Origin of the sequence: Arundinibacter roseus, from assembly GCF_004348825.1 — a bacterium.
GTDB classification, from domain to species: Bacteria; Bacteroidota; Bacteroidia; order Cytophagales; family Spirosomataceae; genus Arundinibacter; species Arundinibacter roseus.
The window spans coordinates 38,209-62,726 of the sequence record NZ_SMJU01000012.1; the positions used below are offsets into that span (position 1 = coordinate 38,209).

The window sequence follows — 24,518 nt, forward strand, 5'->3', positions numbered from 1 at the left end:
TTGAGCTATTCAGAAAAGCAGCCTGACTTAATAGCCGCCAGGATTCTGCGTCAAAACTCCTTCACCCAAAAGGTCAATTTCTTCCTGTGGGAGTGGGAGGAATTCATCTTGATTAGGAGTAAAGCGTGCTCCACCCAAGGCTGAATTCAGGAACTGTGAATCGTACGATAGGTAAGCGTTCAATTCCTTCTCGGCAGTACCCCAGCGAATCAGGTCATAGAAACGATGACCTTCACCGGATAATTCCAGTTTGCGCTCGAATTGGAGCACTTTCATGGCCGATTCTTTGGTAGCAAACTCACTTGCAGGATATTCCGAGATCTTATAATTAGCAGCCATTTTGCCATCCTGCATCACGAAGGATGATGGATTAGCGGCCCGGCGGCGTACCATGTTGATATATTCAGCGGCTTTGGTGAGGCTACCAACCATGATTTCGGTTTCAGCTGCCATCAGCAATACGTCCGCAAAGCGGATGATCGTATAGTTCAAGGCAGTATAGCCAGGAGTCCATGTGCTGTTATCCTGCAAAGAACCACGATCTGACTTGTAGTATGTGTACTTCTTGGGAGAGTAAGGACCACCATTGGGCTGGTTACGAATCCAGTCAGCACCTGGGTGTGGCTGCCAGTCCAGATACTGAATTCCGCGACGACCTACGGAATGATCCAAACGTGGGTCAAGAGGTCCCTGATCAGGCGTGAACGCAGTGGCCGAAGGAATTCCCATGTCGGTTTTCACAGCATTGGATGCATTGTTATAAGAACCATCCAATAAAGGAAGACCATTGGCATCGGTACGGAATGAGTTTACGAGCTCAAAACTTGGCTGAAAAAATCCGCAGCAGTTTCCGGGACCGTTAGGGCCGGTATTGTACGGGTAGTTCAGGTCAAATTCGGGGAATGCATTGTTTACAGAACCCGTATTAGCTGCATTCTGAATGGCGAAAACTGACTCTTCGTTGTTGTCGTTAGACGCCTTGAAAAGATCTGCATAGTTTGGCACCAAACCATACTTCTTGCCATTTGCTGTTTGACCATTAGTAATTACCGCATCAAATAAAGGCTTGGCTTCACCGTACTTTTTCTGCTGAATGTAAATTTTAGCCAAATATGCACCAGCAGCCCATTTGTTCGCACGACCCGGAGCACCCTGAGTTTCGGGAAGGTTGTTGTACGCAAACAACATATCCTCTTCGATTTTTGGATACAGGTCCTTATCATTCTTGATGGTCTCAATGCCTGTTCCGTAATCGTCTTCCTCAGTCACAATAGGTGTTCTGTTGAAGTTACGAGCCAATTGGAAGTAATAGTGCGCACGCAGAAAGCGAGCTTCGGCAGAAATACGTTTTTTGTCTGCTTCTGAAACGTCGGGTCCGGGTGTTTTCAACAGGCGCAATACGTTATTGGTACGTGCAATTCCTTCGTAGTTTCCACGGTAACTATCGCGGATAACGTCAAGGGTGGCAAGGGCCTCAAAGCGTTGAATAGGGTTGATTGTTGTAAAATCACCAGGGTCAGTTCCTTTGTTGGCATCGCCGCCACGGATACTTCCCCATACCCAGTTTGTAGCACTCGCCATCCGGTTTTCCCGGCCATTCAGGTGAGAATACGCAGCAATCAGCGACCCTTCAATACCTGTTTTGGAAGTAAGCTGAGCCTCACTGATTTGACCCGTCGGGGATATGTTCAGAAAGTCGTCATTACAGGATACACCGGCGATCGTTAGCCCCGCGGTAACGGAGGCGATCAACGCTGCACTTTTAAAAGATATTTTTTTCATAATTAATGTCTAAAATTTAAGTTTTTTCAATTTTTTCAAAAAAGAGTTGATCAAAAAAATCGATTAGAATCCGATATTAACACCCAGGTTCCAGCTTCTTGTAATTGGGTAGTTTCCAACGTCAATACCGAACTGAGTATCTGCATTTCCACCTACCGAAGGATCAAGTCCTGAGTATTTAGATAGCGTCAACAAGTTGTTGGTAGAAGCGAAGATACGCAGACGCTGCATGCCGATTCTGTTTAGAACGTTGGTTGGCAAGGTATAACCAACAGATAGGTTCTGAATACGGAAGTATGAACCATCTTCTACGTAGTAAGAACTAGCCTGCGTGTTGGTACTGAAATTAGAGGCTGATTCGTAGATGGGTATAGTAGCACCGGTGTTTTGTGGTGTCCATGAATCCTTAATACGATCTGCTTTTCCTGAACCAAGAAACGAAGGATAAAAGTCTGTAAACCAACGAGAAACGTTGAAGATCTGATTGCCCGCTACACCGTTGGCGTAAAGGTTCATGTCAAATGCTTTATAAGTCAGGGTCAGGCCAATTCCGCCTGAGAACTTAGGAACAGGGCTTCCAAGATACGTACGGTCTTCTGGTGTAATTCTACCATCACCATTCACATCGCGGTAGCGCAAACGGCCGGGAGCCGCGCCTTCCTGTGTTGCGGCAGAACGTACTTCCTCGGCATTCTGGAACAGGCCAATTACATCATAGCCAAAGAACGCTGAAATTGACTGACCCAATTGGTTACGAATAGGGTTGATACCACGGTAGCCTGGGTTTACAGTAGTCAGATAGGTAAGATCGCCTGCAAGTCCAGTAATTTCATTTCTCAATAGACCTGCTGTAAGATTCAGCTCGTAGCCGAGATCACCACCTTTGACTTTACCGCGGGTAATTACCTGAATATCTACACCCTGATTCAACATATTACCTGTATTAACAGAAGGAGCAGAGGCACGGTAGCCCAATGTTGACGTTACAGGAACCTGGAACAAAAGATCTTTGGTTTCTTTTTTCCACAAATCCAGAATCACGTCCAATTTGCCGTTGAAGAAAGTACCGTCAAAACCAATATTGGTTGTAATAGACGTTTCCCATTTAGCATTGGGGTTTCCGATCCGAGTCCGGTAAAAACCTTCAGCCGCACTGCTGTTGCTACCATTGATGTCATACGAAGACAATCCGATGCTTGCACCAAACAAGCTGAATTGGTTGTTGGGATCAACGTTATTGGAGTTACCCATCAAACCATAACCTCCGCGAATTTTGAAGTCTGTAATCCATGAAAGAGATTTCATGAAATCCTCAGACGAGAGGCGCCATGCCGCCGATACTGCGGGGAATACCCCGTACCGGTTGTTCACCCCAAAACGAGAAGAACCATCGCGACGCAAAACCCCGGTCAGGATATACTTGTCGTTGAAGATATAGTTTGCACGTCCAAACAGCGAGTAGAAGTTAACTCCTTTAAAGTAGTTACTTCCTACCACACGTCCGCTACCGCTTACTGTGTTTAGCGTAATGTAATCCGTATCAGTTGAGAATGGATTCAAACCGTTACCGTTGATATTGCGTCCGGATCCAGTATTGAGGGCTTCCTGACCAACAATGAAATCCATATTGTGCTTACCAATACGCTTCTTGTAAGCAGCAGTGTTTGTCACAGTCCATGCAAATGAGAAACCACCACCTTCGCCATATCCAAAGGCAGAATTGTTTTCAGAGTTTTCGTACTGTAAGCGGCTGTAATTCCAGTTATAGAAATTGCTGTAATTACCTCCAAGCGTGGTACGCAAAGTCAGACCAGGCAAAACGTCATACTCAGCATAGATATTACCAAAACCACTCGCACCAAAGCCCCGGTTGTTGGCAGCACCGTCGCGGTTGGCAACGGGGTTCCGTGGGTTGTTGAAGCCTTTGGCGGCTGTTCCTGCGTATCCACCAAATTCATCATAAATTGGAATGATCGTTGGCATACGATAGGCAAGGTTGATGTCGTTTTCGTCATCAGCTACGCCTAAACCGCCGTTTTCACCACCTTGTGCCAATACCTGACGGTACGTGAACTGTAAGTTTTCGCCAATGCGCAGGTTTTTAGTTACCTTAAACTCAGAGTTTGCCCGGAAAGAATAGCGCTTGAAGTTATTGTAAAGCAGGATACCTGCCTGATTTTGTGCGCCGAAGCCAAGATAGAAGCGGCTGTTTTCACCACCACCAGAGAAGCCAAGCGAGTGACGCATCATAGGAGCCGTGCGGGTAATGGCATCGTACCAATCCGTGCCTTGCTTATTCGCCTTAACTACCTGATAAATAGATCCTGCCCGTGGGTCTACGTTGTATTTAGCGCGCTCAGCTTCCAGGTTCACAGAACCTACTACGCCGGGTGTTCCACCTACGTTGATGTAGTCAGGGATAACCGGAGTTGAGCCTTCGCCAAATTGCGGGTGGCTGAAAACAGGTGCTGTTCCATTCTGAAAAGCATCGTTTTTAGCTGCCTGCCATGTCCAATCGGCCAATTCCTGAGGATTCAGCATTTTAAAAGGTGTACCGGGATCGGTTGCACCAAAAAGGCCGTCGTACGTAATGCTCAATTTCTTGGCGCCTGTGCTTCCTTTTTTAGTAGTATATACGATAACGCCGTTAGCAGCACGTGCTCCATAAATAGAAGCAGCAGCTGCATCTTTCAGTACGGTAGTGGTTTCGATATCGTCAGGATTCAGGAAGTCCGTAGTTCCAACGGGTACTCCATCCACAACGTACAGAGGCTCATTACCACCAAACGCACCAAAGCCACGCACACGGATTTGGCTAGTTGTACCGGGCTGACCGTTGGTCACCACCGTTACGCCCGCTACCCGTCCGGCGAGTTGCTGCTCTACGTTACCGGAAGGTACCGTAGCCAAATCTTTGGCTTTTACCGTTGCAACCGCACCCGCAGTTTCGCGGCGATTGTCAATGGTATAACCCGTTACGATTACTTCGCTCAATTGGCTTACGTCATCGTCCAATGAAATATCAATTGTGCTTTTTGAGCCAACAGGTACCTCAATCGCTTTAAAACCAATGGCAGAAATTGCCAACACATCGTTAGCTGATTTTACGCCGATGGAAAAAGCACCATCTGAGTCAGTTGTCGTTCCGGTCAGAGTTCCTTTCAGGATAATGTTTACCCCCGGAATCCCTTGTCCACTCCCGTCCTTCACAGTGCCGGTCACCCTTCGGTCCTGAGCAAATGCTGTGAGGTTTAAGATAGTTAAGACGGCCACAAGACAGGCCGTTTTTAACCACTCCATGTAGTTTTTTCTCATAGTGAAAATTGTTAATTGATAAGGTTAATTGAAAAAATGAAAACTGGGCAAACTCCTACTTTATTAAAATTTGAATCCAAAATTAGATGGATAAATAAAATTATTCAAATTTATGTTGATAAAATTATACCAAAAACCGCAAATAATTAATTTACCCTGTACTATTTTAGCCCTTGATGGTATAATATTGACTTTTAGGAAGGATTCTCAGGAGAAACTCATCATTTTATCAAAAAGATAAATAGTCATTTGCTGACTATTGATAAACTATTTTCTCTGAATTTGATAAATAATACATTTGAAAGGTACGGAGGGTATTATTTTAGCCGTACAGGCCGAATAGCCTATTTAAGTAGTCTACTAGTATAGTTCTACTGAACAAATTATTAAAATTTTAAAAAAAATTGTCCCATTTAACGGTGACAAATGTAAGGTAGGGCTGAATTTTTGAGCTTTCTCAGGACTGTCGAAGCCCAATGCATGCGAGCATACGGCCTGTGGTGCCATTTTCGAGGCGGTAGGAAAAGTAGTCACCGTTATTTTGAACTGTGGAGTATGGCGAAATTTCAATTTGACTGATCGGAATCCCCTGCTCGGTGAGTTGGGCAGCGTTGGCTTTTTTTAAATCAATCAGGTATTTTCCTGCCTCCGGGCTGTAACTTTTGAAGGGGCTATCAAATTGTTCAGCAACTTCCGGTCCTACCTCAAAGGCACACGCATCGATACATGTACCTATATACGCATAGCAATCGACCGGGCGGGTTCCAAATTCTGCCTTCATTTGTTGAATCGTCTTTGCGACAATCTGTTTGGCAGTTCCTCGCCAACCGGCATGAATTGCTGCCACAGCCGCCTGACCGGAATCGTAGATCAGGATCGGGGTGCAGTCGGCTACGGTAACTGCAAGTATGACTTCTTTTTTGTTTGTAATCAGGGCATCGTAGCCTTTGTCTTGGCCTGGATTTGTAACTGTTTTTATAGAATCCCCGTGAACCTGATACGAACTTGCCACCTGATTTTCAGAAATGCCGAGAGCCTGCCAAAAGCGTCGGCGGTTTTCTGTACAGTACTCAGGTGAATCGTTGGTATTGGTTCCGAGATTTAGCGAATGGTAAGGAAATGGACTTACGCCGCCGTGGCGGGTGCTTTCGGCAGAAAGGAGGTGAGGGAATGTGGCGAAAATAGTGGGTGTGCGGTAAAGATTCATAAGTGAAGCTGCAAATGTGGCTAAAAACAAATTTTTTCAAGTATAAAACTTTTTCAATCGATTTCTGAACACATGCCTGGACAGAAATCGTAAATACTTTTCAGAAATAATCATTTTTCAAATTTTTATGTACCTGAAATTTACTAATTTACAAACCTATATGTGAATTAGTCTATGTGCAGGTACCTTTTCCAGATACGGATAATTTTTCCTGGTTTATTTATCGGGTATCTGCTCCTGACGGCAGATGATGTGCCCGGTCAAACCTATAATTTGCAAGGCTCAACGGTTGCGATTGGCAACGACTGCTACCGAATTACCCCGGATATTCCCTGGCACAACGGAACGGTGTGGTACACCAAAAAGATTAATGTAACAACTTCTTTTGACCTTGAATTTACCATGAACTTCGGGAATCGCGACAACCTGGGTGCCGACGGGATGGTCTTCGTGATGCAAACCAAAGGCAATAGTGCAATCGGGGAAGCGGGTCAGGGCATTGGTTTTCGAGGTTTTTCTCCTTCCCTGGGTATTGAGTTTGATACGTTTCAAAATGATGTGGAGAACGATCCTGCCTATGATCACATCGCTGTTTTGCAAAATGGCTCGGTCAATCATGCGCTTTCGGCCTTGTCGGCTGCTGTTCAGGCTTCGGCTACAAGTGAGAACATAGAAGATGGAGCTGATCACCTTGTTCGGATAAAATGGCTGGCACCGCAACAAACCCTGGAAGTGTATTTTGATTGCCAGAAACGAATAAGCACTCGGGTAAATATGAGGTCAATATTTGGTAACCAAACGGAGGTTTTCTGGGGCTTTACAGGGGCAACCGGAGGCTCTTCCAACGAGCAGACTGTGTGTCTTAAAAAGGACATTGTCGCTCGTGATACGTTCGAGATTTGTCGGGGAGAAGCCCTGCAACTCGTTGCCCGAAACTCGCCGAACGAAAACTATGTATGGACGCCGGCTGCTTTCGTCGACAACCCGACAATCCGTAATCCGACGGTTCGGCCCGAAAAAGACCAACTGTTTGTGGTAGATTATCTGGATTTTTGTAACAATCCTACCCGCGACAGTATTTTTGTAAAAGTCCCAACTTTGCCAGGCCTTGAACTTGGAAATGATACGTCGATTTGCACCAACGAAGCATTTCTATTGCGTCCCGTTCTTTCCGATCCTTCGTTGCCAGTACGGTTTGAGTGGTCCACCGGGGCCGAAACTCAGGAGTTGCCTATCTCGGTTTCGGATACGTATCAGTTAACATTGCGGGCTGGAAACTGTACTGTAACAGATAGCGTGTACGTAGAGATAAAACCGATGCCGGATCTGCCGGCTGCTTATCGCCCGGCAACCATTTGCTACTTTGGTCAACCCAAAGAGTTACGGTCACTATTTACGGATCCAACTTTTACCCGACAGTGGCCTCATTCAGGCGAAACCACCGCCGCAGTTGTCGCAACTGCGCCCGGACGTTACGAAGTAGTAACGACGCATCCGTCGGGTTGTGAAGTTTCGGAGTTTTTTGACTTTTCCGACGAATGTGGGCTACCGGTATGGATTCCCGAGGTTTTTTCGCCCAATGGCGACGGGCACAATGATCTTTTGGCGCCCGTGGCACCGGAAGCCATTGATGCCCACTTTTGGGTGTTTGATCGTTGGGGGGCGGTCGTATACTATGGAGAAGGTGCGCCCACCGTTTGGAACGGGCAATTCCGAGGAACTGATTGTCCACAGGGCGTGTATGCCTGGAAGATTCGGTATAAATCGCAACGAAAACCTTCGGAAGATTACCATGAAAAAACAGGTTCAGTATTATTAATTCGCTAAGAATAAAGCCATTAAAACTAGTTTTTTTCGGTAGTTTCTGTCGGTTTTGCTAATTTTTCTTCGGCTAATTCTTTATCTTCCTGATCGGCTTCGGGCGCTTCTTCGCCATTTTTGGGAGTGTATTCACAAAGTAATCTGATCCACATTGGAAAATGATCTGAACCAATGTCAGGCAATTTTTCAATCTCTACGAGCTGAAAATGTTCTGAACAAAATACGTGGTCGAGGGGGTATCGAAAAAAAGGATAGCGTGCATGAAACGTATTGTAAAAACCCCTTCCGCGACGAGGATCAAGCAGCCCACTGATGTTCTGAAAAAGTTGGGTAGTGTAGCTCCATGCCACGTCGTTCAGGTCACCGGCCACTACCACGGGCAGTGTGTTTTTTTTCGCTAATTTCCCAATCATCAAAATCTCCTTATCACGTTCGGTTGATCGCGGGTTCTCCTGCGGAGCTGGTGGGGTTGGGTGAATGGCATACAGTTGAAAAAACTGACCGGAGGGTAAGCGCACTCTGGTGAATATTGAGGGAACATCGTCTTCGACCAGGAAATGTACGTCTGCTTCATCAAGTTCAAACTGAGAATATAACAAAATTCCGTAGGTGTTATCCAACGGGTGCAATACCCGGTATGGATATTCCTCGTGAATTGATTGCAGAGCGTCAGCCCAGGATTGATCCGTCTCGGACAACACCAAAAGGTTTGGTTTTTTGCTGCGTATCAAAGTCAGTAGCCGGTCAAACTCCTGATTGGGCTGATATACATTTGCGATCATCAGGCTAAATGTTTTGTCAGGGTCAACTTTTTTGGCAGATACCAGCTGATGTTTGGCAAGAGGAAGAAATGGGTAAATTTTATAACTCAGATATAGTAAGTTAACACCCATTGTAAGGGGGACGATCCATTCAAATATTCCCTGATAGGTGGAATCAAAAACCGACCAAAGCAAAACAGCGATTGACAACACCCATTTTTGCAAAAAGGGATATTCGAATATCCGGAAAATCCAGTGATCGTTTTTTACCAAAGGCAGGAGCGTTGCGAGCACTAAAAAGCAGCTGGTAAAGTATAACAAGTAGGAAGCGATCATTTAAATCGTTAAGATTTTCGTTGAGAATTCAGTTGGCAGCATTTTGTTCAGAAAGGTAAAACTTAACCTGCACGTTTGGAACAAATGAGTATATTGCCTGCTAAATATCTGAAAAATATACTGAATATGCCTGAGAATTCTGATGATAAAACCCGGAAGTATCTGGATTTGGGCCACTCGGAAGCTGAAAACCACGCCCGTACGCAGCAAAAGTTATATGAAGAGCATGTAGCCCGTACTTCTTCCGTAACCCGAATCATTTCTGAATTTTTCAAAACAAACCTGATTGGCTTTGGCTATCATTACTTCCGAAGCCGTTTTGGCCGCCGGCATCCGTATCAGTTCTATCCGGTTGAGGGCGACAGTGGAGTGTATCAACTCAATTCCTCGGTTCCAAGCCGAAAAACCATCACCATTGGCTTGCTCTCGGATTGGGGAACAGATACCACCGAGTCAGATGGAATGGGGCATTTGATGGCGCGTCATGCACCAGATTACACCCTGCATTTGGGCGATATTTATTTTGTAGGAAGTCCGAAAGAAGTGGCCGAAAATTTTACGGCTCCGCATGCTTCCTGGTACTATGGAGCATCGGGTAGTTTGGCGCTTGCCGGCAATCACGAGATGTATTCCAGCGGCTCGGCCTATTTTCAACAGCTGCTTCCGGCCATGTATATCAAGGAAGGAGAGGTGAAAAAATCGCAGCGGGCGGGATTCTTCTGCCTTGAAAATGAGCATTGGCGTATTATTGGCCTGGATACGGCTTATACTTCGGTGGGTCGTCCGTTTCTGGAAGTAATTTCTCCACCCGATTGTCACCTACGTAAAGAACAACTTGACTGGCTGCGGGATGTGGTGCGCCTCAACGATCCTTCGGATAGGCGTGGTTTGGTATTTCTTAGCCATCATCCGTATATCTCTGCTTTTCGCGACGATTATTTCAAACCAGGCTCGCAGCTTTGTGACGTACTCGACAAGGCAGCCCGCCCCGTGATTTGGTTTTGGGGACATGACCACAGACTGGTAGGGTATCATATGGGGCAAAACAAAAGCGAACTTCAAGCCTACGGACGCTGCATTGGACATGGCGGAATGCCGGTAGAAACTAAAATGCCGTCGGATCCGGATGAGGTAAATAAAATGTCATTTTACGATCGGCGAATCAGAACCCAAATGGGGCGGCACTCGGTTGGGTACAACGGGCTGGTATTGCTGGAACTCGATGGACCAACGCTAAAAGCCCGGTATCGGGATCAGGAAGATACGCTGGTACTCGAAGAAGAGTGGGGGCTAAATAAAGCAAATGGTCAACTCGAATGGAAAGTGACTCATGCCCATTCAGAATTGACCATTTTTAGCGAAAAAGCAGAACCTCAATGATGATCGTCGGCAGAATATTTACTGGTAAAGTAGGCAGCAAAGGTGATAGAAACCGCGAGCAGCCCGACGATAAAAACGAGCAGATCACCAAAAATACCCAGAACTAAAAGCAGTAGCAGGTAAAAGGCGATATAAAAACCGTTCGACAATTCGCTGGATTCGGTATGCGTATTTTCCATGATAGTTGGATGTTTTTTTGGCTTTGCGATAGTTTATGGATGCGAAAATACAAAAATTAAAGATTTGACAGATACATTAGTAAATTTTCAGCAATCAGGAACTCGTTTTTTTAGTTTAAATCTTTTTTTATCAGGGTTCTAAATTTAGAATTTTTGGCTAAATTTTCCTTTTGTCAATTCTTAAAGTTCCTGAAAATCAGTAAGTTGTTTCCATTCTTTCAAGCCTAAAATCTCGAATGTCATATATTATTGGTGCAGACGTCGGAACTACAAACGTAAAAGCAGTTGCGTTTTCTCTGGAAGGCAGCATTCTCTGTGTGCACAGTGAAGAGTATGCTATGTACCATCCGCAGCCCGATTGGAGTGAGCAGGACCCTGATGAAATTCTGAACGCTTTGATCCATTGCCTGCAAAAAGTACACGATGACTGTGAGCCACATGGTGCACTTTTGGGTATTTCTTTTTCGGCTGCCATGCACAGCCTCATTGCCGTTGACAGGCAGGGAAATCCGCTTTCAAAATCAATAATCTGGGCCGACAACCGCAGCGCGCAGGAAGCCGAAATGCTGCGCAACAGCCCCGAAGGTGAGCGCATGTACCATAGCAATGGTACGCCGATTCATGCCATGAGTCCGGCCTGTAAGTTGCTTTGGTTGCGCAAAAACGAACCTGCGCTGTATCGAAAAACCGACCGATTTGTAGGGATTAAAGAATACATTATTTTTAAACTCACCGGAAAATTTCTGATTGATTATTCCATCGCATCCGCTACGGGACTGTTCAATATCAGAACGCTAGCCTGGGATGAGCCCACGCTTGCATTCCTTCAATTGCCCGTTGAGAAGCTATCAAAGCCGGTATCTGCGTACCATACCGAACGCCTTGGCCCAAATAATTTACTGGGTTTTCCTGCCTCTCCTTCGCTTATTTTGGGAGCAAGTGATGGCTGCCTGGCCAATTTGGGGAGCGGTGCCTTTGTGCCCGGTACGATGGCCGTCACCGTCGGTACGAGCGGGGCAGTTCGGATTTGCGCTCCGGCAGCGTATACAGATGACGCTATGCGTACCTTCTGCTATTTGCTGGATCAGCATACGTATGTGATTGGTGGAGCGTCAAATAATGGAGCCGTAGTTTTTCAATGGTTAAAAGAGACTTTTTTTAAGGAAATTGCTTACGAAGATCTATTCAAAGCGGCTGATGAAGTGGCTGTTGGTTGCGACGGACTGCTTTGCCTGCCCTATTGGCTCGGAGAGCGGGCACCGCTCTGGAATTCTGCCGTTCGGGGTGGGTTTGTGGGGCTTGACACCAACCACACCACCGCGCATTTTGTGCGGGCAGTTATGGAAGGGATTTTGTTGAATTTATTTAGTATTGGAAAAATACTGACGGAAAATCACCCGATTCATACGATCTACGCCAACGGCGGATTTGCCCGAAGCGAAACATGGGTGCAAATGCTAGCTGATATTTTTGGGCAAACCGTTTACCTCAACGATACCGTCGAAACGGGCTCTGTTGGTGCTGCTATGGTTGGGCTGAAAGCCCTGGGGTATTTGCGTGAATATAAGGAGATTCCGGGATTTATTCCGGTAGAAAAAATCATCGAACCAAACCTTGAACGGCATGCTGCATACGCTGAATTGTACGCTAGATTTACGGTTTGGGCGCAGGAAGCCAATCGGCTCTCCCTGCCTCACTCGTCGCTTTTAAGCTCCTGAACCTGAGCGGGCGTAATGATTTTTCCTGCCGAACTATTGCCCCATGTATTGCGGATGTAGTTCACCACGTCGGCTACTTCTTTATCATCCAGTCCGGCTTCGGGCATCATGTTGTCGTATTCTTTTCCATTCACAGTAATCGGGCCAATCAACCCGTACTTAACGGCTTTTGCTGCTTCCATGGGCTTTTCCAGCACATAGTCCGACCCGGCAAGGGGTGGATACACGTCGGGTACGCCAGTGCCGTCGCCGTTGTGACAGCTGATGCAATAGTTGTTGTAAATTTCTTTGCCCCGGGCTATGCTCTCTTTCAGTTCGTCTCCCTGGGGTTGGATTGGTAAAAAAGTCATCCCGACACTAGTTATTCCTAGGCAAAGAATCAACAGTCGTTTCATTGAGTACTTATTTGGGTAAATGTTTAGAGCAAAAATATAGTCCTGAACACTCCCGATCAAGGGTTAGTTCAGGACTATGCCTGCTGGTATTTTTTCTGATTATGAATTAAAAAAACGGCGTTTGTAAATATACCGAAAGGCTAGCCTCCTATAATGCGGATTCTGCGGCTGGCTGACGACTAAATTCCTGATTCATGGCTTCGTTAAACTCCGGTATGTCGTGCGGATTTCGGCTTGTAATCAGACCGTTATCAATCACAACGCGTTGATCTACCCAACACGCACCGGCATTTTCGATATCTTTCCGCAGGGAAGGGTAGGACGTAAGCGTGCGGCCCTGCAACACCTCGGCTTCAATGAGTAACTGTGGACCGTGACAAATTGCCGCGACGGGTTTTCCGGCATCAAAAAAAGATTTCACGAACGCCACCGCTTTTTTTTCCTGCCGGAGCGAATCCGGGTTCAAAACCCCGCCCGGGAACAACAGTGCGTCATAATACTCGGGCCGGGCACTTTCCAGCGGAACATCCACCGGAAAAGAATCACCCCACTCCGTATGATTCCAACCCCTGACGGTCCGGCCGTCGGGGGCGATCAGGTGCGTGGTAGCTCCGCTCAAATCCAGCGATTCCCGAGGTTTTGTGAGTTCAATCTGTTCAAATCCGTCGGTTACCAGAATCGCTACTTTTAGTTTATTCAAAAAATTATTCATTTACAAAATGAAATTAAAATACAGAATAGTACAAAAAAATAAAAAAATTGTGCCAAATAAGAAAAACTGGTCAAATGTGGAATCTGATCTACCATTAGGTGAAGAACCGCAGTTTGTAGCTCATGTTGGGGAAGTTTATGACGGCTTTTTACCACAAAAAAAGCGGGTACTTTTTTCAAAGTACCCGCTGGATTATTACTTCAATCACACGTTAGATTTCTACCCCGCCACTTACGTTCTCAAAACTGATTTCACCTTCCTGATTGACCTCCATCATAATCACGGAATCTTTGGCAACCTGACCGCTCAGAATACCTTTCGAAAGTTCGTTCAGGATTCTGCGTTGCAGGACTCTTTTAAGAGGCCGCGCGCCAAAAGCCGGATCAAAACCTTCTTCGCCCAATTTGGTCAGCGCTTCGTCGGTAGCGTCGAGAGTAATGCCCTGTTCCAGCAACATTTTCTGAATTCCCTTAAACTGAATATCCACAATCTTACGAATGTTTTTCAGCGTGAGCGGTTCAAAAAGAACAATTTCATCAATTCGATTCAAAAACTCCGGCCTGACAGAAGCCTTCAAAAGGGCCAATACCGCCTGCTTGGTTTCTTCCACAATCAGCGTATGATTCCAGCCTTCGTCCTCCGCAAATTTTTCCTGAATGATGTGGCTTCCAATGTTGGAGGTCATGATGATTATCGTGTTTTTAAAATTGGCCACACGACCTTTGTTGTCCGTCAGGCGTCCGTCGTCGAGTACCTGCAACAGGATATTCCACACATCCGGGTGCGCTTTTTCGATCTCATCAAGCAAGATTACGCTGTATGGCTTGCGTCGAACCGCCTCCGTTAGCTGCCCGCCTTCGTCGTAACCCACGTAGCCCGGAGGCGCTCCCACGAGTCGGCTGACGGCGTGGCGCTCCTGATACTCGCTCATGTCGATGCGCACCATGGCGCTGTCGTCGTTAAAAAGGTACTCTGCAAGCGTTTTGGCAAGCTCGGTTTTGCCTACACCGGTAGGGCCCAAAAACAGGAAACTACCCAAGGGCCGACGCGGATCCTGCAAACCGGCCCGGCTGCGTCTAACGGCATCAGCCACTGCCCCGATAGCTTCGCTTTGTCCGGCTACTCGTCTATGAAGATGTTCTTCGAGTTGCAGTAGTTTTTCGCGGTCGCTTTGCAGCATTTTACTAACCGGAATTCCTGTCCATTTCGCCACGATTTCGGCAATTTCTTCGGCTCCGATTTCTTCCTGCATCAGCCGGCTTTCTGACTGCTGAACCTGCAAATCTTCCAGTTTTTTCTGTGTTTCAGGAATGCGCCCGTACCGGATTTCGGCCACCTTGCCAAAGTCGCCGGAGCGCTCAGCCTGTTCAGCTTCAAGCCGTAGCTGATCGGTCAATTCTTTAAGAGAACGGATTTCCTGCAATGCTCCTTTTTCATTTTCCCATTGGGCTTTAAGTGTATTTCGCTCTTCACTCAGGTCAGCAATTTCCTTATTCAAAATGGATTCTTTTTCTTTATTGGCTTCGCGCCGAATAGCCTCTCGTTCGATTTCCAACTGCATCACCCGGCGGTTCAGCTCGTCGAGTTCTTCGGGTACGCTATCCATTTCCAGACGTAGCTTGGAAGCCGCTTCGTCCATCAAATCAATGGCTTTATCAGGCAAAAAACGGTCGCTGATGTAGCGATTCGACAGCTCTACCGCTGCAATTACCGCATCGTCTTTAACCCGTACGCCATGGTGAAGTTCGTATTTGTCCTTAATTCCTCGCAAAATACTGATGGCATCAGGCACCGAAGGTTCATCCACCATGACGGCCTGAAAACGCCGCTCCAACGCTTTGTCTTTCTCCATGTATTTCTGATATTCTTTCAGCGTGGTAGCACCAATCGCGTGTAACTCGCCCCGCGCCAGCGCCGGTTTGAGCAGGTTGGCAGCGTCCATAGCGCTCTCACCACCGCCACCGGCTCCGATCAGCGTGTGAATTTCATCAATGAAAAGTACGATTTCACCCTCCGAGTCCGTCACCTCTTTAATAACCGCTTTCAGCCGTTCTTCAAACTCACCTTTGTATTTGGCACCCGCAATCAACAGACCCATGTCGAGCGAAACGATGGTTTTGGATTTCAGGTTTTCGGGCACATCGCCCTGCACAATTCGTTGCGCCAGACCTTCCACGATGGCAGTTTTGCCTACGCCCGGTTCGCCCAATAATATGGGGTTATTTTTGGTCCGGCGGCTCAGAATTTGCAGCACCCGACGGATCTCCTCGTCGCGACCAATCACCGGGTCAATTTTCCCGGCTTTGGCCAATTCATTCAGATTTTTACTGTACCGTTCCAAAGAGCGATACTTTGCTTCAGCATTTTGATCTTTCACTGGATTTTCTTTACCTCTAAGTTCTTTAATAGCTTCCTTTAAATTTTTCTCTTTAAATCCTGCATCCTTCATCAGCTGGGCTATGGGATCTTTACCTCCCAAAAGCCCCAGAAGCAGGAGCTCAATGCTGACAAATTCATCCTTAAATTCGGACGTATAGCTTTGGGCCTTAGCGAGTGCGGCGGAAAGGTCATTTGACAAAAACGTCTGCGTGCTGACTACCTTGGGGTAGCCGCTGATGATGGCGTCGATTGCCTGCGTAACTGCCGCCTGATTGATGTTCATTTTTGACATCAGGAAGGTCGATGTATTGATGTCTTCCTGCAAAATAGCTTTCAACACGTGGCCCGTATCAATAGCCTGCTGCTGATTGGCCTGAGCCATTTGGGCAGCCTGCTCAATCACTTCCTGCGCTTTGATTGTGTATTGATTAAAGTTCATGGCGATTGGTGGTTTTCTTTCTTTGATGTACTAAGAAATTTTGGTAAAAACCATGTACCCATCGCTCAAAATCGGTAATTTTGGCGCATTGTGTGCAATTATAGCTCAAAATCATGCCATTAAGTCACTTAAACGCGGCTTATATCAGCAGGCTCGGTTTGAATAGCATAACAATCTCCCCCTCGCTTATCTAAAAATTTCCTTAGACGAAAATTTCTGGCAATTCTGAAATTCAACTAAATGTTTTGAATTATTAAAAGAAAAATGGGTAATAAAATTGTATTATTAGGAGATTTAGAAAAAAGTAACGATACTTTGTAGTAGCAGTCAATAGAACTTAAATCAATTGACATGTACCGGGTTAACCAATCAGAAATTCCAGAAAGCAGGAGAAGAACCAATCAGACAAAAGAAGGATTCAATAGTCAACTAAGATTTCGCTGATGCATGAAGTGGTTTAGTCTAAATGGTTAGTTTCCATACTCAATAAGCGTGTGATCATAAGAAACATAAAACTCTGGGTTCTATTTTTTTAGTAGTTTCAACTACGTTTTTTTGTTCCCGATCTAAGCCTAATCAACTAGCATGAAAAGAGAAATAACGGGCTGGCACAGCCCCGCCCTACATAAAGACATGGAAATTGCCATCTATGGACATTACGGACAAGTACTGTTGATGATTCCTACGGCGGCGTCGGATTTTTTGGAATATGAGCGTTACGGCCTCATCGAAAGCATCCGCCCGTTTATTGATATGGGTAAAGTTAAGGTATTTTGTGTAGGAAGCATTAATGCTGAAAGTTGGCTAAACGACCACATGCACGGGTATGATAAAGCCGTACGTCATCAGCAGTTCAATGACTATATTATAAAAGAAGTCATTCCCTTTATTCATGCACAAACAAGCCCCGAAACGCCGATTATTGTAACGGGAGCTTCGTTTGGAGCGCTGCATGCGGCCAATCTCTTTTTTAGGTATCCCGATTCTATTCAAGGTGTACTTGCCATGAGCGGCTGCTACGATCTGAGTGCCTATACAAAAGGGTACTACGACGATAATGTGTACTTCAATTCACCTGCTCACTACCTCCGGAATCTGAATGCCGAGTGGCATCTTGACTTATATCGGCAAAGTCGGCATATACATTTTGTAAGTGGCTCCGGTGCGTATGAAGATCCTGACTCCGCGCGGCAGATTTCGGCTATTCTACACACCAAAAATGTCCCGCACGAACTTGATATTTGGGGCCCGGATATCCCACATGAATGGTGGGTTTGGCACAAAATGCTGCCTCATTATCTCGCTACGCGTTTTTGAAATTTTCGATTCTTATAAATATTCAATTGGGAGTTTGCCATACAAAAATAGGAATCCGAGGCTAGTTTCGGATTCCTATTTTTGTAAATAAGGATCTATAAGATTCTCAGAATCAGGCACCTTCAAACTGCTTCAAAAACCGAACGTCGTTTTCTGTAAACAGGCGCAAATCACGAATACCGTAGCGCAGCATTGTAATACGCTCAATTCCCATACCGAAGGCAAAGCCCGTATATTCCTCAGGGTCAATGCCGCAATTGGCCAGAACGTTTGGATCTACCATACCGGACCCCGCAATTTCTACCCAACCCGAATACTTGCACACGTTGCAGCCTGAACCTTTACAGATAAAACAGGAGACGTCGATTTCGGCGCTTGGTTCAGTAAACGGAAAGTAAGAAGGGCGCAGCCGGATGCGCGAATCTTTATCAAACATTTCTTTGGCAAAATGATACAGCGTATCCTTTAAATCCTTGAAACTTACATTGGTATCTACATAAAGGCCTTCAACCTGATGAAACACACAGTGCGCGCGGGCCGAAATGGCTTCGTTGCGAAACACCCGCCCGGGCATTATAGACCGAATCGGTGGTTTTTTATGCTCCATTAATCGTACCTGAACATTGGACGTGTGCGTACGAAGCAGCACATCGTCTTTTACCTCGCCGTTGCTTTTACGGACAAAAAATGTGTCCTGCATTTCGCGGGCGGGATGATTGTCCGGAAAATTCAACGCGCTGAAATTGTACCAGTCCGTTTCGATTTCGGGCCCGTCGGCTACGTTGAAGCCCATGCGCTCAAATATTTCAATGATGCGCCGGCGAACTATTGTCAGTGGGTGCAGGCTGCCGTGTTGGTTGGGTACTGCGGGCAGGGTCATGTCTACGGCCGAAGTCTGTGAGGAAGCGGCAGATTCTTCCAGCTGCGTATTGAACTCCTGAAAACGTTCCTGAACCCGGTTTTTGAGCACATTAAGTTCTTGTCCTACACTGCGTCGATCTTCGGGTGCAACATTTTTGAGGTGATCAAACAACTCACTTACGACCCCTTTTTTGCTGATAAACCGCATTCGGAAAGCTTCCAGCTGTTCTTTATTTTCAATTACACTTTGATTTATCTCGGAGAGTAATTCGTGTACCCGTTCGGTAATCATAGGGAAAATGACTGATTTAAAGGATTGATTTTACGCCCAAAGATACAGAATCTTTGATCGGACTGCCAGCAGAGTTTTTTTTATAGAAAGGGAAATTACCTGATTGGAAATTTGATGTAGCTACATATAACGTAATACTTTCCATAATATCCAATACGTAAAAATACCTGATTTAGTAAGTGGCGCTACGCCTTTTTACTTTTCAATAAAATTTAAATACTTGAAAATCAATATGTTATTTTGGTGCAGGTAGTTTTACGTATTTCTCAACGGTGGCTTTTTGAACTAAATTTGTCTTAAAGAATTCCATAAAACCAAACACACGACCAGTCTTATGAAAACCTTTTCCAATTACTCGATCACTACATCAACAGGTGAATTTGCTAAGGCTGTACCTACACAGGAAATAGCCGTACATCTACTCGGACAAACGCTTTGGTTAAAACCGCAGGATATTACCTGCCTCGAAGGTGAAGGCAATTATACCTACATCTACACGTGCCGGGGAAAACGCTATTTGGTATCTAAAACTTTGAAAAGTCTTACGGAGCATTTGGACGAAGGTTTTTTACGGGTCCATAAATCGTACATGATTAATACAGACTACATTGCCGAGCGCCTCGAAGAAGATCGGGTGATCCGGATGTCATGCGGAAAAGAAGTACTCGTGTCGCGTCGCAAGATTAAAGAAATTGCCGAAATTCTCAATAACTTCGAGAGTCGGATAAGTGCCTGAACAAAGGCTTTGAACGTTATTTAAAGACTTCATTTTTAGTGGGTTAAATCGCTGGACAGCAGCTGTCGCATGAACGACAGCTGCATGTTTTTTTATAGGTCATGACAAACAAAATGGCGCTTCCAGGGAAGCGCCATTTTGTTTGGAAAACAATGCTGACTAAGAAAAAATCAGATAATTTTTATGCCTACCGTAACTTGCCAGGAGGTGAGTTTTTGCCGAACGGTGCTACTGCTTCCTGCCGATTGATTATTAACTTTAAAGGTAGCAAGATCTGTAAAAGTACCTTCGCGACGAACGTCGATGCTAAGCCCAAAAATATCCAAACCTGCTCCTAACTGATAGCCGTACACCGCCTGTGACAGTGCATCGTTGAAACTACCGGAAGTGTAATGCTCAAAAGCATCACGAAGTTTTTGATTATCGCCAATCCGGAAAGAAGCCATCGGCCCGGCGTTGATCCGAAAGGGACCACCTTTAAGTCCAATCAGAATCGGAACGTCAATATTGCTAAACCGAACGTCAACCTGCTGCGTAACAGGAACATCGCCATCATTCTGAATGATATCAAAGGTCCCGCCTTTGGTAGAAACGAGTACCTCAGGCTGAATATACAGATGCTTACCAAACCGGGCATACACGCCACCCACAAACCCGGTGCGACTGTCAAGGCTCTCCTGAATATTGTCCCGAACCTCCTGACCATTGTATTTGAGGTAGGGGTTACCATTGCCGTCATACCGAGTGGTCAGTACGGAGCCCATCGAAAGCTGTGAAAGGTTCATGCCTCCTTTGACGCCAAAGGCAAAACCCTTGGCCTGTCCGAAAGCTACGGTGGAGCACATATAGCTGCACAAACCCAGAATTACAACAAAAAAACTTTTTTTCATGGCTGTAAAATTTAGATAAGATGTATCACGGAACAATAACGCTTGATCTTTGCAGGTCATACATTCAGGCACTTATTTTTTGTGAATGGTGTTTATGCCTACTTTTGGGTCTTTGTTTCTTCCTTCAAAGATCATACCGTTAGGACAACTAACCTGAAATCTACCCCTATGGCCAAAACTAAAACCGCCTATTTTTGTCAGAATTGTGGTCATAATTCTCCCAAATGGTTAGGCAAATGCCCCTCCTGCGGCGAGTGGAATACATTTGTAGAAGAGCTTGTAGAAAAAGAAGATAAGAATAATCCGGTTGTATGGAAATCCGTTTCGCTGGCAAGCCGCCCACGGTCCATTGCCGAGATTACCTACGATCAGGCGCCACGCACGCTGACCACGGATGTTGAATTGAACCGCGTACTTGGCGGCGGCATTGTGCCGGGTTCGTTGGTGCTCATTGGCGGGGAGCCGGGCATCGGAAAGTCAACGTTAATGCTGCAAATTGCTCTGACGCTTGCGGACAAACGCGTACTGTATATTTCGGGAGAAGAGTCGGAGCAGCAGATCAAAATGCGGGCCGAGCGCATGGAAAGCAAGAGTGATAACTGTTTTATTCTCACGGATCACACGACCACAAATATATTTCGACAAATCGAGGAATTTAATCCCGATGTTATTATCGTGGATTCGATTCAAACCATGCAATCGCCGCTGATGGAAACCGGGGCAGGGAGTGTCTCGCAGGTTCGGCAATGTACGTCGGAGTTTATGAAATACGCCAAAGAAACAGGCACACCTACGTTTATGATTGGGCACATTACTAAGGATGGCTCACTCGCGGGGCCCAAAGTGCTCGAACACATGGTCGATACTGTGCTGCAATTTGAGGGTGATCGGCACACGTCGTACCGGCTTTTACGAACCACCAAAAATCGTTTTGGAAGTACCTCTGAGCTCGGGATTTATGAAATGCTCAGTACCGGACTTCGGCAGGTGACCAACCCCTCCGAAATTCTGATTTCGCAACGCGACGAAGGCCTGAGCGGCATTACGATTGGCTCGATGATTGAGGGGAATCGGCCACTGATGATTGAAATTCAGTCATTGGTCAGTGTGGCCAATTACGGCACGCCGCAGCGAAGCAGCACGGGTTTTGATGCCAAGCGTCTGCAAATGCTACTGGCCGTGCTCGAAAAACGCGGGGGCTTTCGGCTTGGTATTCAGGATGTGTTTCTGAATATTGCCGGGGGGTTAAAAGTAGATGATCCGGCGCTGGATTTGCCGGTGGTTACTTCTATTGTTTCTTCGTATGAAGATATTCCGGTTCCGGATTCGATATGTTTTGCGGCAGAAGTAGGATTGGGCGGAGAAATCAGGGCTGTCAGCAGAATTGAAAGCCGAATTGCCGAAGCACAAAAACTGGGCTTTAAAACAATCTATATCTCAAAATATAACACCAAAGGGCTTTCGCTCGATGATTACAGCATTCGGGTAGTTCCGGCAGGCCGGCTTGATGAGGTTTTTGAACAGATTTTACGTTGAGGCAACGGGCAAAATGAGCGTAAAAGTACTACCCACGCCCGTAGCACTTGTCAGTTCGAGCTGCCAATGATGTGCTCGTACAATTTGCTGAACATAGCTCAGCCCAAGCCCAAATCCCTTGACGTTTGCGACATTGTCCGGAACCCGATAAAAGGTATCAAAAATTAGTTTTTGATGATCGGGATCAATACCGATTCCGTTGTCGCGAACAGAAAGTGCAATCTTGTTATCTTCATGAGTAGTGCTGATAATGATTTGCGGGGCTTCGGGAGTATATTTTATGGCGTTTTCAATCAGGTTGTGTACTACATTAATTAAATGCTGCCGATCTGCGTACACGAGCGTATATCCGGTTTGGACTTCTGCCCGAACGGTTTCGGGGTAGCGGTCAAGCAGGCTGAGAATGAGTTCATCCAGACAGATTTTTTCAAGCGTCAGAGAAAGCGTTTGATTTTCAGCCCGGGCAATATGCAGCACCTTATCAATATGCCACTGCATGCGGGCACTTTCTTCCCGAATAATCCGTACGTAGCGCTGAGAGCGTTCAGAAGAAGTTTTAACGGCATCAGAGTCAAGCATTTCGGCAGAAAGTCGAATGCTGGAAACGGGGGTTTGGAGTTCATGCGTCATTTTGTACATGAAATCCATTTGACTCTTAAATGTTTCGTGACCATTCGTTGCTGTCCAACCAAGGATCATCAGGATTCCGACAGAAAGCAAGGTTGTAATCAACAAGCCGCCGGTTAGAAAAGCCTGCATTTGTTCATTCTCGGGCCAAAAAGAGCCCTCAATCAGGAAAAGGAGTAGAAAAGATAGTATAGCTAAAATTCCAAAGAAAATAAAGCTCCATCTGCGGCGTAAGGTAGTCATTCAGCAACAATTTTTTACGAGAGTCCGGGTTAGTAGTCTGATTAACAATTATGTATATAGTTGAGTAATACTGACTAGCAGGGACGGTTCGCAAAGCGAGGAGGTTAATCCTTGACACAAAAGTATAATTATTTACTAAAAAAGGAATAAATAATTTACCATAAATAGTCTTTTGTATCCTTACTAAACTAACTTTTAGCTTTTTTTCGAGCCTCCTGTGCAACACTGTCCAGCGTATTGAGCAGCCGGTCAAGATCCTTGATTGATGTATAGACGTTGGGCGTAATGCGCACGCCACTTATATTTTCCCAAACAATGCCAACGGTATGGATTTTTGCTTTGGTAAACAAGGCGCTATCCACCTCAGCAGGTTTCATCCCCTGCACCGATACTAACGCAATCGCTCCGCTATATTTTGGATCTTTTGGTGTATGAATTTCTACGCCGGGCATTTGCCGGGCCTGATCGGTCCAATAGCGTTGCAGGTAATGAAGGCGTTCAAATTTTCGGGCGCTGCCGATGCCGTTGTGAAAATCAATGGCAGTGCCAATCGCCATTTCGGAAGCGAACGAACGGGTTCCCAGACTTTCAAACTTGCGAATATCGCTTCCATCCGGTTCGTTGCTCGACAACAAGGCCCACACATCTTTGATTTTATCCTTTTTGATATAGAGAAAAACCGCTGCCAAAAGGAGCGCACAACCACTTGTGAAGGCTCGTAGCGAAGTAGTCGCAGCCGAGATCCGAAATTTTATAATCCAGGTGAGCGAACGTATGTGCGCCGTCTACAATTACCTCAATGCCGCGTTTATGGGCTTCGTCGGCAATTTTACGCACGGGTTGTATCTGCCCGATCCAGTTGATGAGGTGCGTGATGTGCACCACCTTGGTTTTGCTCGTGAAGGCACCTACAAAGCGTTCGACAAAGTACTCGTCATTTTCCCGGGGTAGTTCAAAATCCAGCCAGACGAGTTTGATTCCTTCCCGTTTTTCGCGTTGTTTCCAGGCGTTTATCATGTTGGGATAATCCTGTTTGGTCAGGATCACCTCGTCTCCGGCTTTCAGGTTCAGGCCAAAAATGATGGTATTAAGTCCTTCGGTTGAGTTTCGGTTTATGGCCAGTTCTTCGGCGTCACAGCCTGCCAGTTCGGCCAGTTTGCCCCGCAAAGCCTCCCGACCCTGATCCAGAATTCGCCACATGTAATAGCTTGGAGCTTCGTTGCAATACTGATAAAACCGAATGTGAGCATCCTGTACGGCTTTGGGTTGTGGGCACACGCCCCCGTTGTTGAGGTTGAGCAGATTGGGAGAAACCGTGTATTCATTTTTTATCCATGCCCAATAATCCTCATTCGTTGCCATTTGTTGCGGTGAAAGCCCCGCTACCTGATTGGTGAGTTGTTGAAACCCTTCGGCATGAGCCTGTTCGAGAAAGGCGGGAAGTGCCAGGGCACCGCCTAGCTGAGAAATGAACGAACGTCGTGAAGACATAGCGCGTAGATGGGGGTTAGGATTTTGACCAGATTTTTAAATTTTAGGTCAAAAAGTACATGGTAATGCGGCCACAGGTCAATTTTACATAAATTTTATTT

General features: G+C 46.0%; 17 protein-coding genes and 1 pseudogene. 6 read left to right on the plus strand and 12 right to left on the minus strand.

Annotated elements, in window-relative coordinates:
- Positions 1-27 precede the first annotated feature (27 nt).
- From EZE20_RS18050 to pgeF, 3 genes are all read right to left on the minus strand, one after another.
- Positions 28-1,782 (minus strand): RagB/SusD family nutrient uptake outer membrane protein, encoded by a 1,755-nt coding sequence (locus EZE20_RS18050; RefSeq protein WP_132120273.1) that lies wholly within the window; start codon positions 1,780-1,782, stop codon positions 28-30.
- A 63-nt stretch (positions 1,783-1,845) separates the two neighbouring features.
- Positions 1,846-5,097, minus strand: coding sequence for a SusC/RagA family TonB-linked outer membrane protein (locus EZE20_RS18055; protein ID WP_132120275.1), 3,252 nt, complete (start codon positions 5,095-5,097; stop codon positions 1,846-1,848).
- Between the two features lie 457 nt (positions 5,098-5,554).
- Positions 5,555-6,304, minus strand: coding sequence for a peptidoglycan editing factor PgeF (gene pgeF / locus EZE20_RS18060; RefSeq protein ID WP_132120277.1), 750 nt, complete (start codon positions 6,302-6,304; stop codon positions 5,555-5,557).
- Positions 6,305-6,478: 174 nt separating this feature from the next.
- Between pgeF and EZE20_RS18065 the strand changes: the two genes are divergently transcribed.
- Positions 6,479-8,131: a lectin-like domain-containing protein gene (locus EZE20_RS18065; RefSeq protein WP_132120279.1), complete on the plus strand. Its 1,653-nt coding sequence runs from the start codon at positions 6,479-6,481 to the stop codon at positions 8,129-8,131.
- A 17-nt stretch (positions 8,132-8,148) separates the two neighbouring features.
- Here EZE20_RS18065 and EZE20_RS18070 read toward each other — a convergent pair whose 3' ends face one another.
- Entirely contained in the window at positions 8,149-9,222 is a 1,074-nt protein-coding gene (locus EZE20_RS18070; protein WP_132120281.1) for an endonuclease/exonuclease/phosphatase family protein, read from the minus strand.
- Between the two features lie 126 nt (positions 9,223-9,348).
- On the opposite strand from EZE20_RS18070, the gene EZE20_RS18075 reads away from it, so the two are divergent.
- Positions 9,349-10,602, plus strand: coding sequence for a metallophosphoesterase family protein (locus tag EZE20_RS18075; protein ID WP_132120283.1), 1,254 nt, complete (start codon positions 9,349-9,351; stop codon positions 10,600-10,602).
- On the opposite strand, the gene EZE20_RS18080 is transcribed toward EZE20_RS18075, so the two are convergent.
- Positions 10,596-10,781 carry a hypothetical protein gene (locus EZE20_RS18080; RefSeq protein ID WP_132120285.1) on the minus strand — a complete coding sequence of 62 codons (186 nt, stop codon included), beginning with the start codon at positions 10,779-10,781 and terminating at the stop codon, positions 10,596-10,598. The genes EZE20_RS18075 and EZE20_RS18080 overlap by 7 nt on opposite strands.
- 236 nt (positions 10,782-11,017) lie before the next feature.
- Here EZE20_RS18080 and EZE20_RS18085 point away from each other — a divergent pair, with 236 nt between their 5' ends.
- Positions 11,018-12,499: a gluconokinase gene (locus EZE20_RS18085; RefSeq protein ID WP_132120287.1), complete on the plus strand. Its 1,482-nt coding sequence runs from the start codon at positions 11,018-11,020 to the stop codon at positions 12,497-12,499.
- Here the strand turns inward: EZE20_RS18085 and EZE20_RS18090 are convergent.
- From EZE20_RS18090 to clpB, 3 genes are all read right to left on the minus strand, one after another.
- Positions 12,475-12,894 carry a c-type cytochrome gene (locus tag EZE20_RS18090; protein WP_228713868.1) on the minus strand — a complete coding sequence of 140 codons (420 nt, stop codon included), beginning with the start codon at positions 12,892-12,894 and terminating at the stop codon, positions 12,475-12,477. The two genes, EZE20_RS18085 and EZE20_RS18090, sit on opposite strands and share 25 nt — an antisense overlap.
- Before the next feature lie 148 nt (positions 12,895-13,042).
- Positions 13,043-13,606: a type 1 glutamine amidotransferase domain-containing protein gene (locus EZE20_RS18095; RefSeq protein ID WP_132120289.1), complete on the minus strand. Its 564-nt coding sequence runs from the start codon at positions 13,604-13,606 to the stop codon at positions 13,043-13,045.
- A 211-nt stretch (positions 13,607-13,817) separates the two neighbouring features.
- Positions 13,818-16,424 carry an ATP-dependent chaperone ClpB gene (clpB, locus tag EZE20_RS18100; protein WP_132120291.1) on the minus strand — a complete coding sequence of 869 codons (2,607 nt, stop codon included), beginning with the start codon at positions 16,422-16,424 and terminating at the stop codon, positions 13,818-13,820.
- A gap of 585 nt (positions 16,425-17,009) precedes the next feature.
- Between clpB and EZE20_RS18105 the strand changes: the two genes are divergently transcribed.
- Positions 17,010-17,741, plus strand: coding sequence for an esterase family protein (locus tag EZE20_RS18105; RefSeq protein ID WP_132120293.1), 732 nt, complete (start codon positions 17,010-17,012; stop codon positions 17,739-17,741).
- 112 nt (positions 17,742-17,853) lie between these two features.
- On the opposite strand, the gene pheS is transcribed toward EZE20_RS18105, so the two are convergent.
- A complete protein-coding gene (pheS, locus tag EZE20_RS18110; RefSeq protein WP_132120295.1) occupies positions 17,854-18,894 on the minus strand; it encodes a phenylalanine--tRNA ligase subunit alpha in 1,041 nt (346 codons plus the stop codon).
- Positions 18,895-19,228: 334 nt separating this feature from the next.
- Here pheS and EZE20_RS18115 point away from each other — a divergent pair, with 334 nt between their 5' ends.
- Positions 19,229-19,630, plus strand: a complete 402-nt coding sequence (locus EZE20_RS18115) for a LytR/AlgR family response regulator transcription factor (RefSeq protein WP_132120297.1) — start codon at positions 19,229-19,231, stop codon at positions 19,628-19,630.
- Positions 19,631-19,800: 170 nt separating this feature from the next.
- Here EZE20_RS18115 and EZE20_RS18120 read toward each other — a convergent pair whose 3' ends face one another.
- Positions 19,801-20,520: a porin family protein gene (locus tag EZE20_RS18120; RefSeq protein ID WP_199879922.1), complete on the minus strand. Its 720-nt coding sequence runs from the start codon at positions 20,518-20,520 to the stop codon at positions 19,801-19,803.
- Between the two features lie 168 nt (positions 20,521-20,688).
- Here EZE20_RS18120 and radA point away from each other — a divergent pair, with 168 nt between their 5' ends.
- Entirely contained in the window at positions 20,689-22,056 is a 1,368-nt protein-coding gene (gene radA / locus EZE20_RS18125) for a DNA repair protein RadA (RefSeq protein WP_132120299.1), read from the plus strand.
- On the opposite strand, the gene EZE20_RS18130 is transcribed toward radA, so the two are convergent.
- Both EZE20_RS18130 and EZE20_RS18135 read right to left on the minus strand, forming a co-directional pair.
- Positions 22,048-22,926, minus strand: a complete 879-nt coding sequence (locus tag EZE20_RS18130; RefSeq protein WP_132120301.1) for a sensor histidine kinase — start codon at positions 22,924-22,926, stop codon at positions 22,048-22,050. The two genes, radA and EZE20_RS18130, sit on opposite strands and share 9 nt — an antisense overlap.
- A gap of 188 nt (positions 22,927-23,114) precedes the next feature.
- Positions 23,115-24,417 (minus strand): annotated as a pseudogene (locus tag EZE20_RS18135) (aminotransferase class V-fold PLP-dependent enzyme).
- Positions 24,418-24,518: the final 101 nt, after the last annotated feature.

Bases quoted from the DNA above. Each gene is read 5' to 3' on its own strand.
- clpB (WP_132120291.1), bottom strand. From the start codon at position 16,424: ATGAACTTTAATCAATACACAATCAAAGCGCAGGAAGTGATTGAGCAG.
- EZE20_RS18090 (WP_228713868.1), bottom strand. From the start codon at position 12,894: ATGAAACGACTGTTGATTCTTTGCCTAGGAATAACTAGTGTCGGGATG.
- radA (WP_132120299.1), top strand. From the start codon at position 20,689: ATGGCCAAAACTAAAACCGCCTATTTTTGTCAGAATTGTGGTCATAAT.
- EZE20_RS18070 (WP_132120281.1), bottom strand. From the start codon at position 9,222: ATGATCGCTTCCTACTTGTTATACTTTACCAGCTGCTTTTTAGTGCTC.
- EZE20_RS18050 (WP_132120273.1), bottom strand. From the start codon at position 1,782: ATGAAAAAAATATCTTTTAAAAGTGCAGCGTTGATCGCCTCCGTTACC.
- EZE20_RS18130 (WP_132120301.1), bottom strand. From the start codon at position 22,926: ATGACTACCTTACGCCGCAGATGGAGCTTTATTTTCTTTGGAATTTTA.
- EZE20_RS18065 (WP_132120279.1), top strand. From the start codon at position 6,479: ATGTGCAGGTACCTTTTCCAGATACGGATAATTTTTCCTGGTTTATTT.
- EZE20_RS18105 (WP_132120293.1), top strand. From the start codon at position 17,010: ATGAAAAGAGAAATAACGGGCTGGCACAGCCCCGCCCTACATAAAGAC.
- EZE20_RS18085 (WP_132120287.1), top strand. From the start codon at position 11,018: ATGTCATATATTATTGGTGCAGACGTCGGAACTACAAACGTAAAAGCA.
- EZE20_RS18115 (WP_132120297.1), top strand. From the start codon at position 19,229: ATGAAAACCTTTTCCAATTACTCGATCACTACATCAACAGGTGAATTT.
- EZE20_RS18075 (WP_132120283.1), top strand. From the start codon at position 9,349: ATGCCTGAGAATTCTGATGATAAAACCCGGAAGTATCTGGATTTGGGC.
- EZE20_RS18055 (WP_132120275.1), bottom strand. From the start codon at position 5,097: ATGAGAAAAAACTACATGGAGTGGTTAAAAACGGCCTGTCTTGTGGCC.
- EZE20_RS18080 (WP_132120285.1), bottom strand. From the start codon at position 10,781: ATGGAAAATACGCATACCGAATCCAGCGAATTGTCGAACGGTTTTTAT.
- pheS (WP_132120295.1), bottom strand. From the start codon at position 18,894: ATGATTACCGAACGGGTACACGAATTACTCTCCGAGATAAATCAAAGT.
- EZE20_RS18120 (WP_199879922.1), bottom strand. From the start codon at position 20,520: ATGAAAAAAAGTTTTTTTGTTGTAATTCTGGGTTTGTGCAGCTATATG.
- EZE20_RS18095 (WP_132120289.1), bottom strand. From the start codon at position 13,606: ATGAATAATTTTTTGAATAAACTAAAAGTAGCGATTCTGGTAACCGAC.
- pgeF (WP_132120277.1), bottom strand. From the start codon at position 6,304: ATGAATCTTTACCGCACACCCACTATTTTCGCCACATTCCCTCACCTC.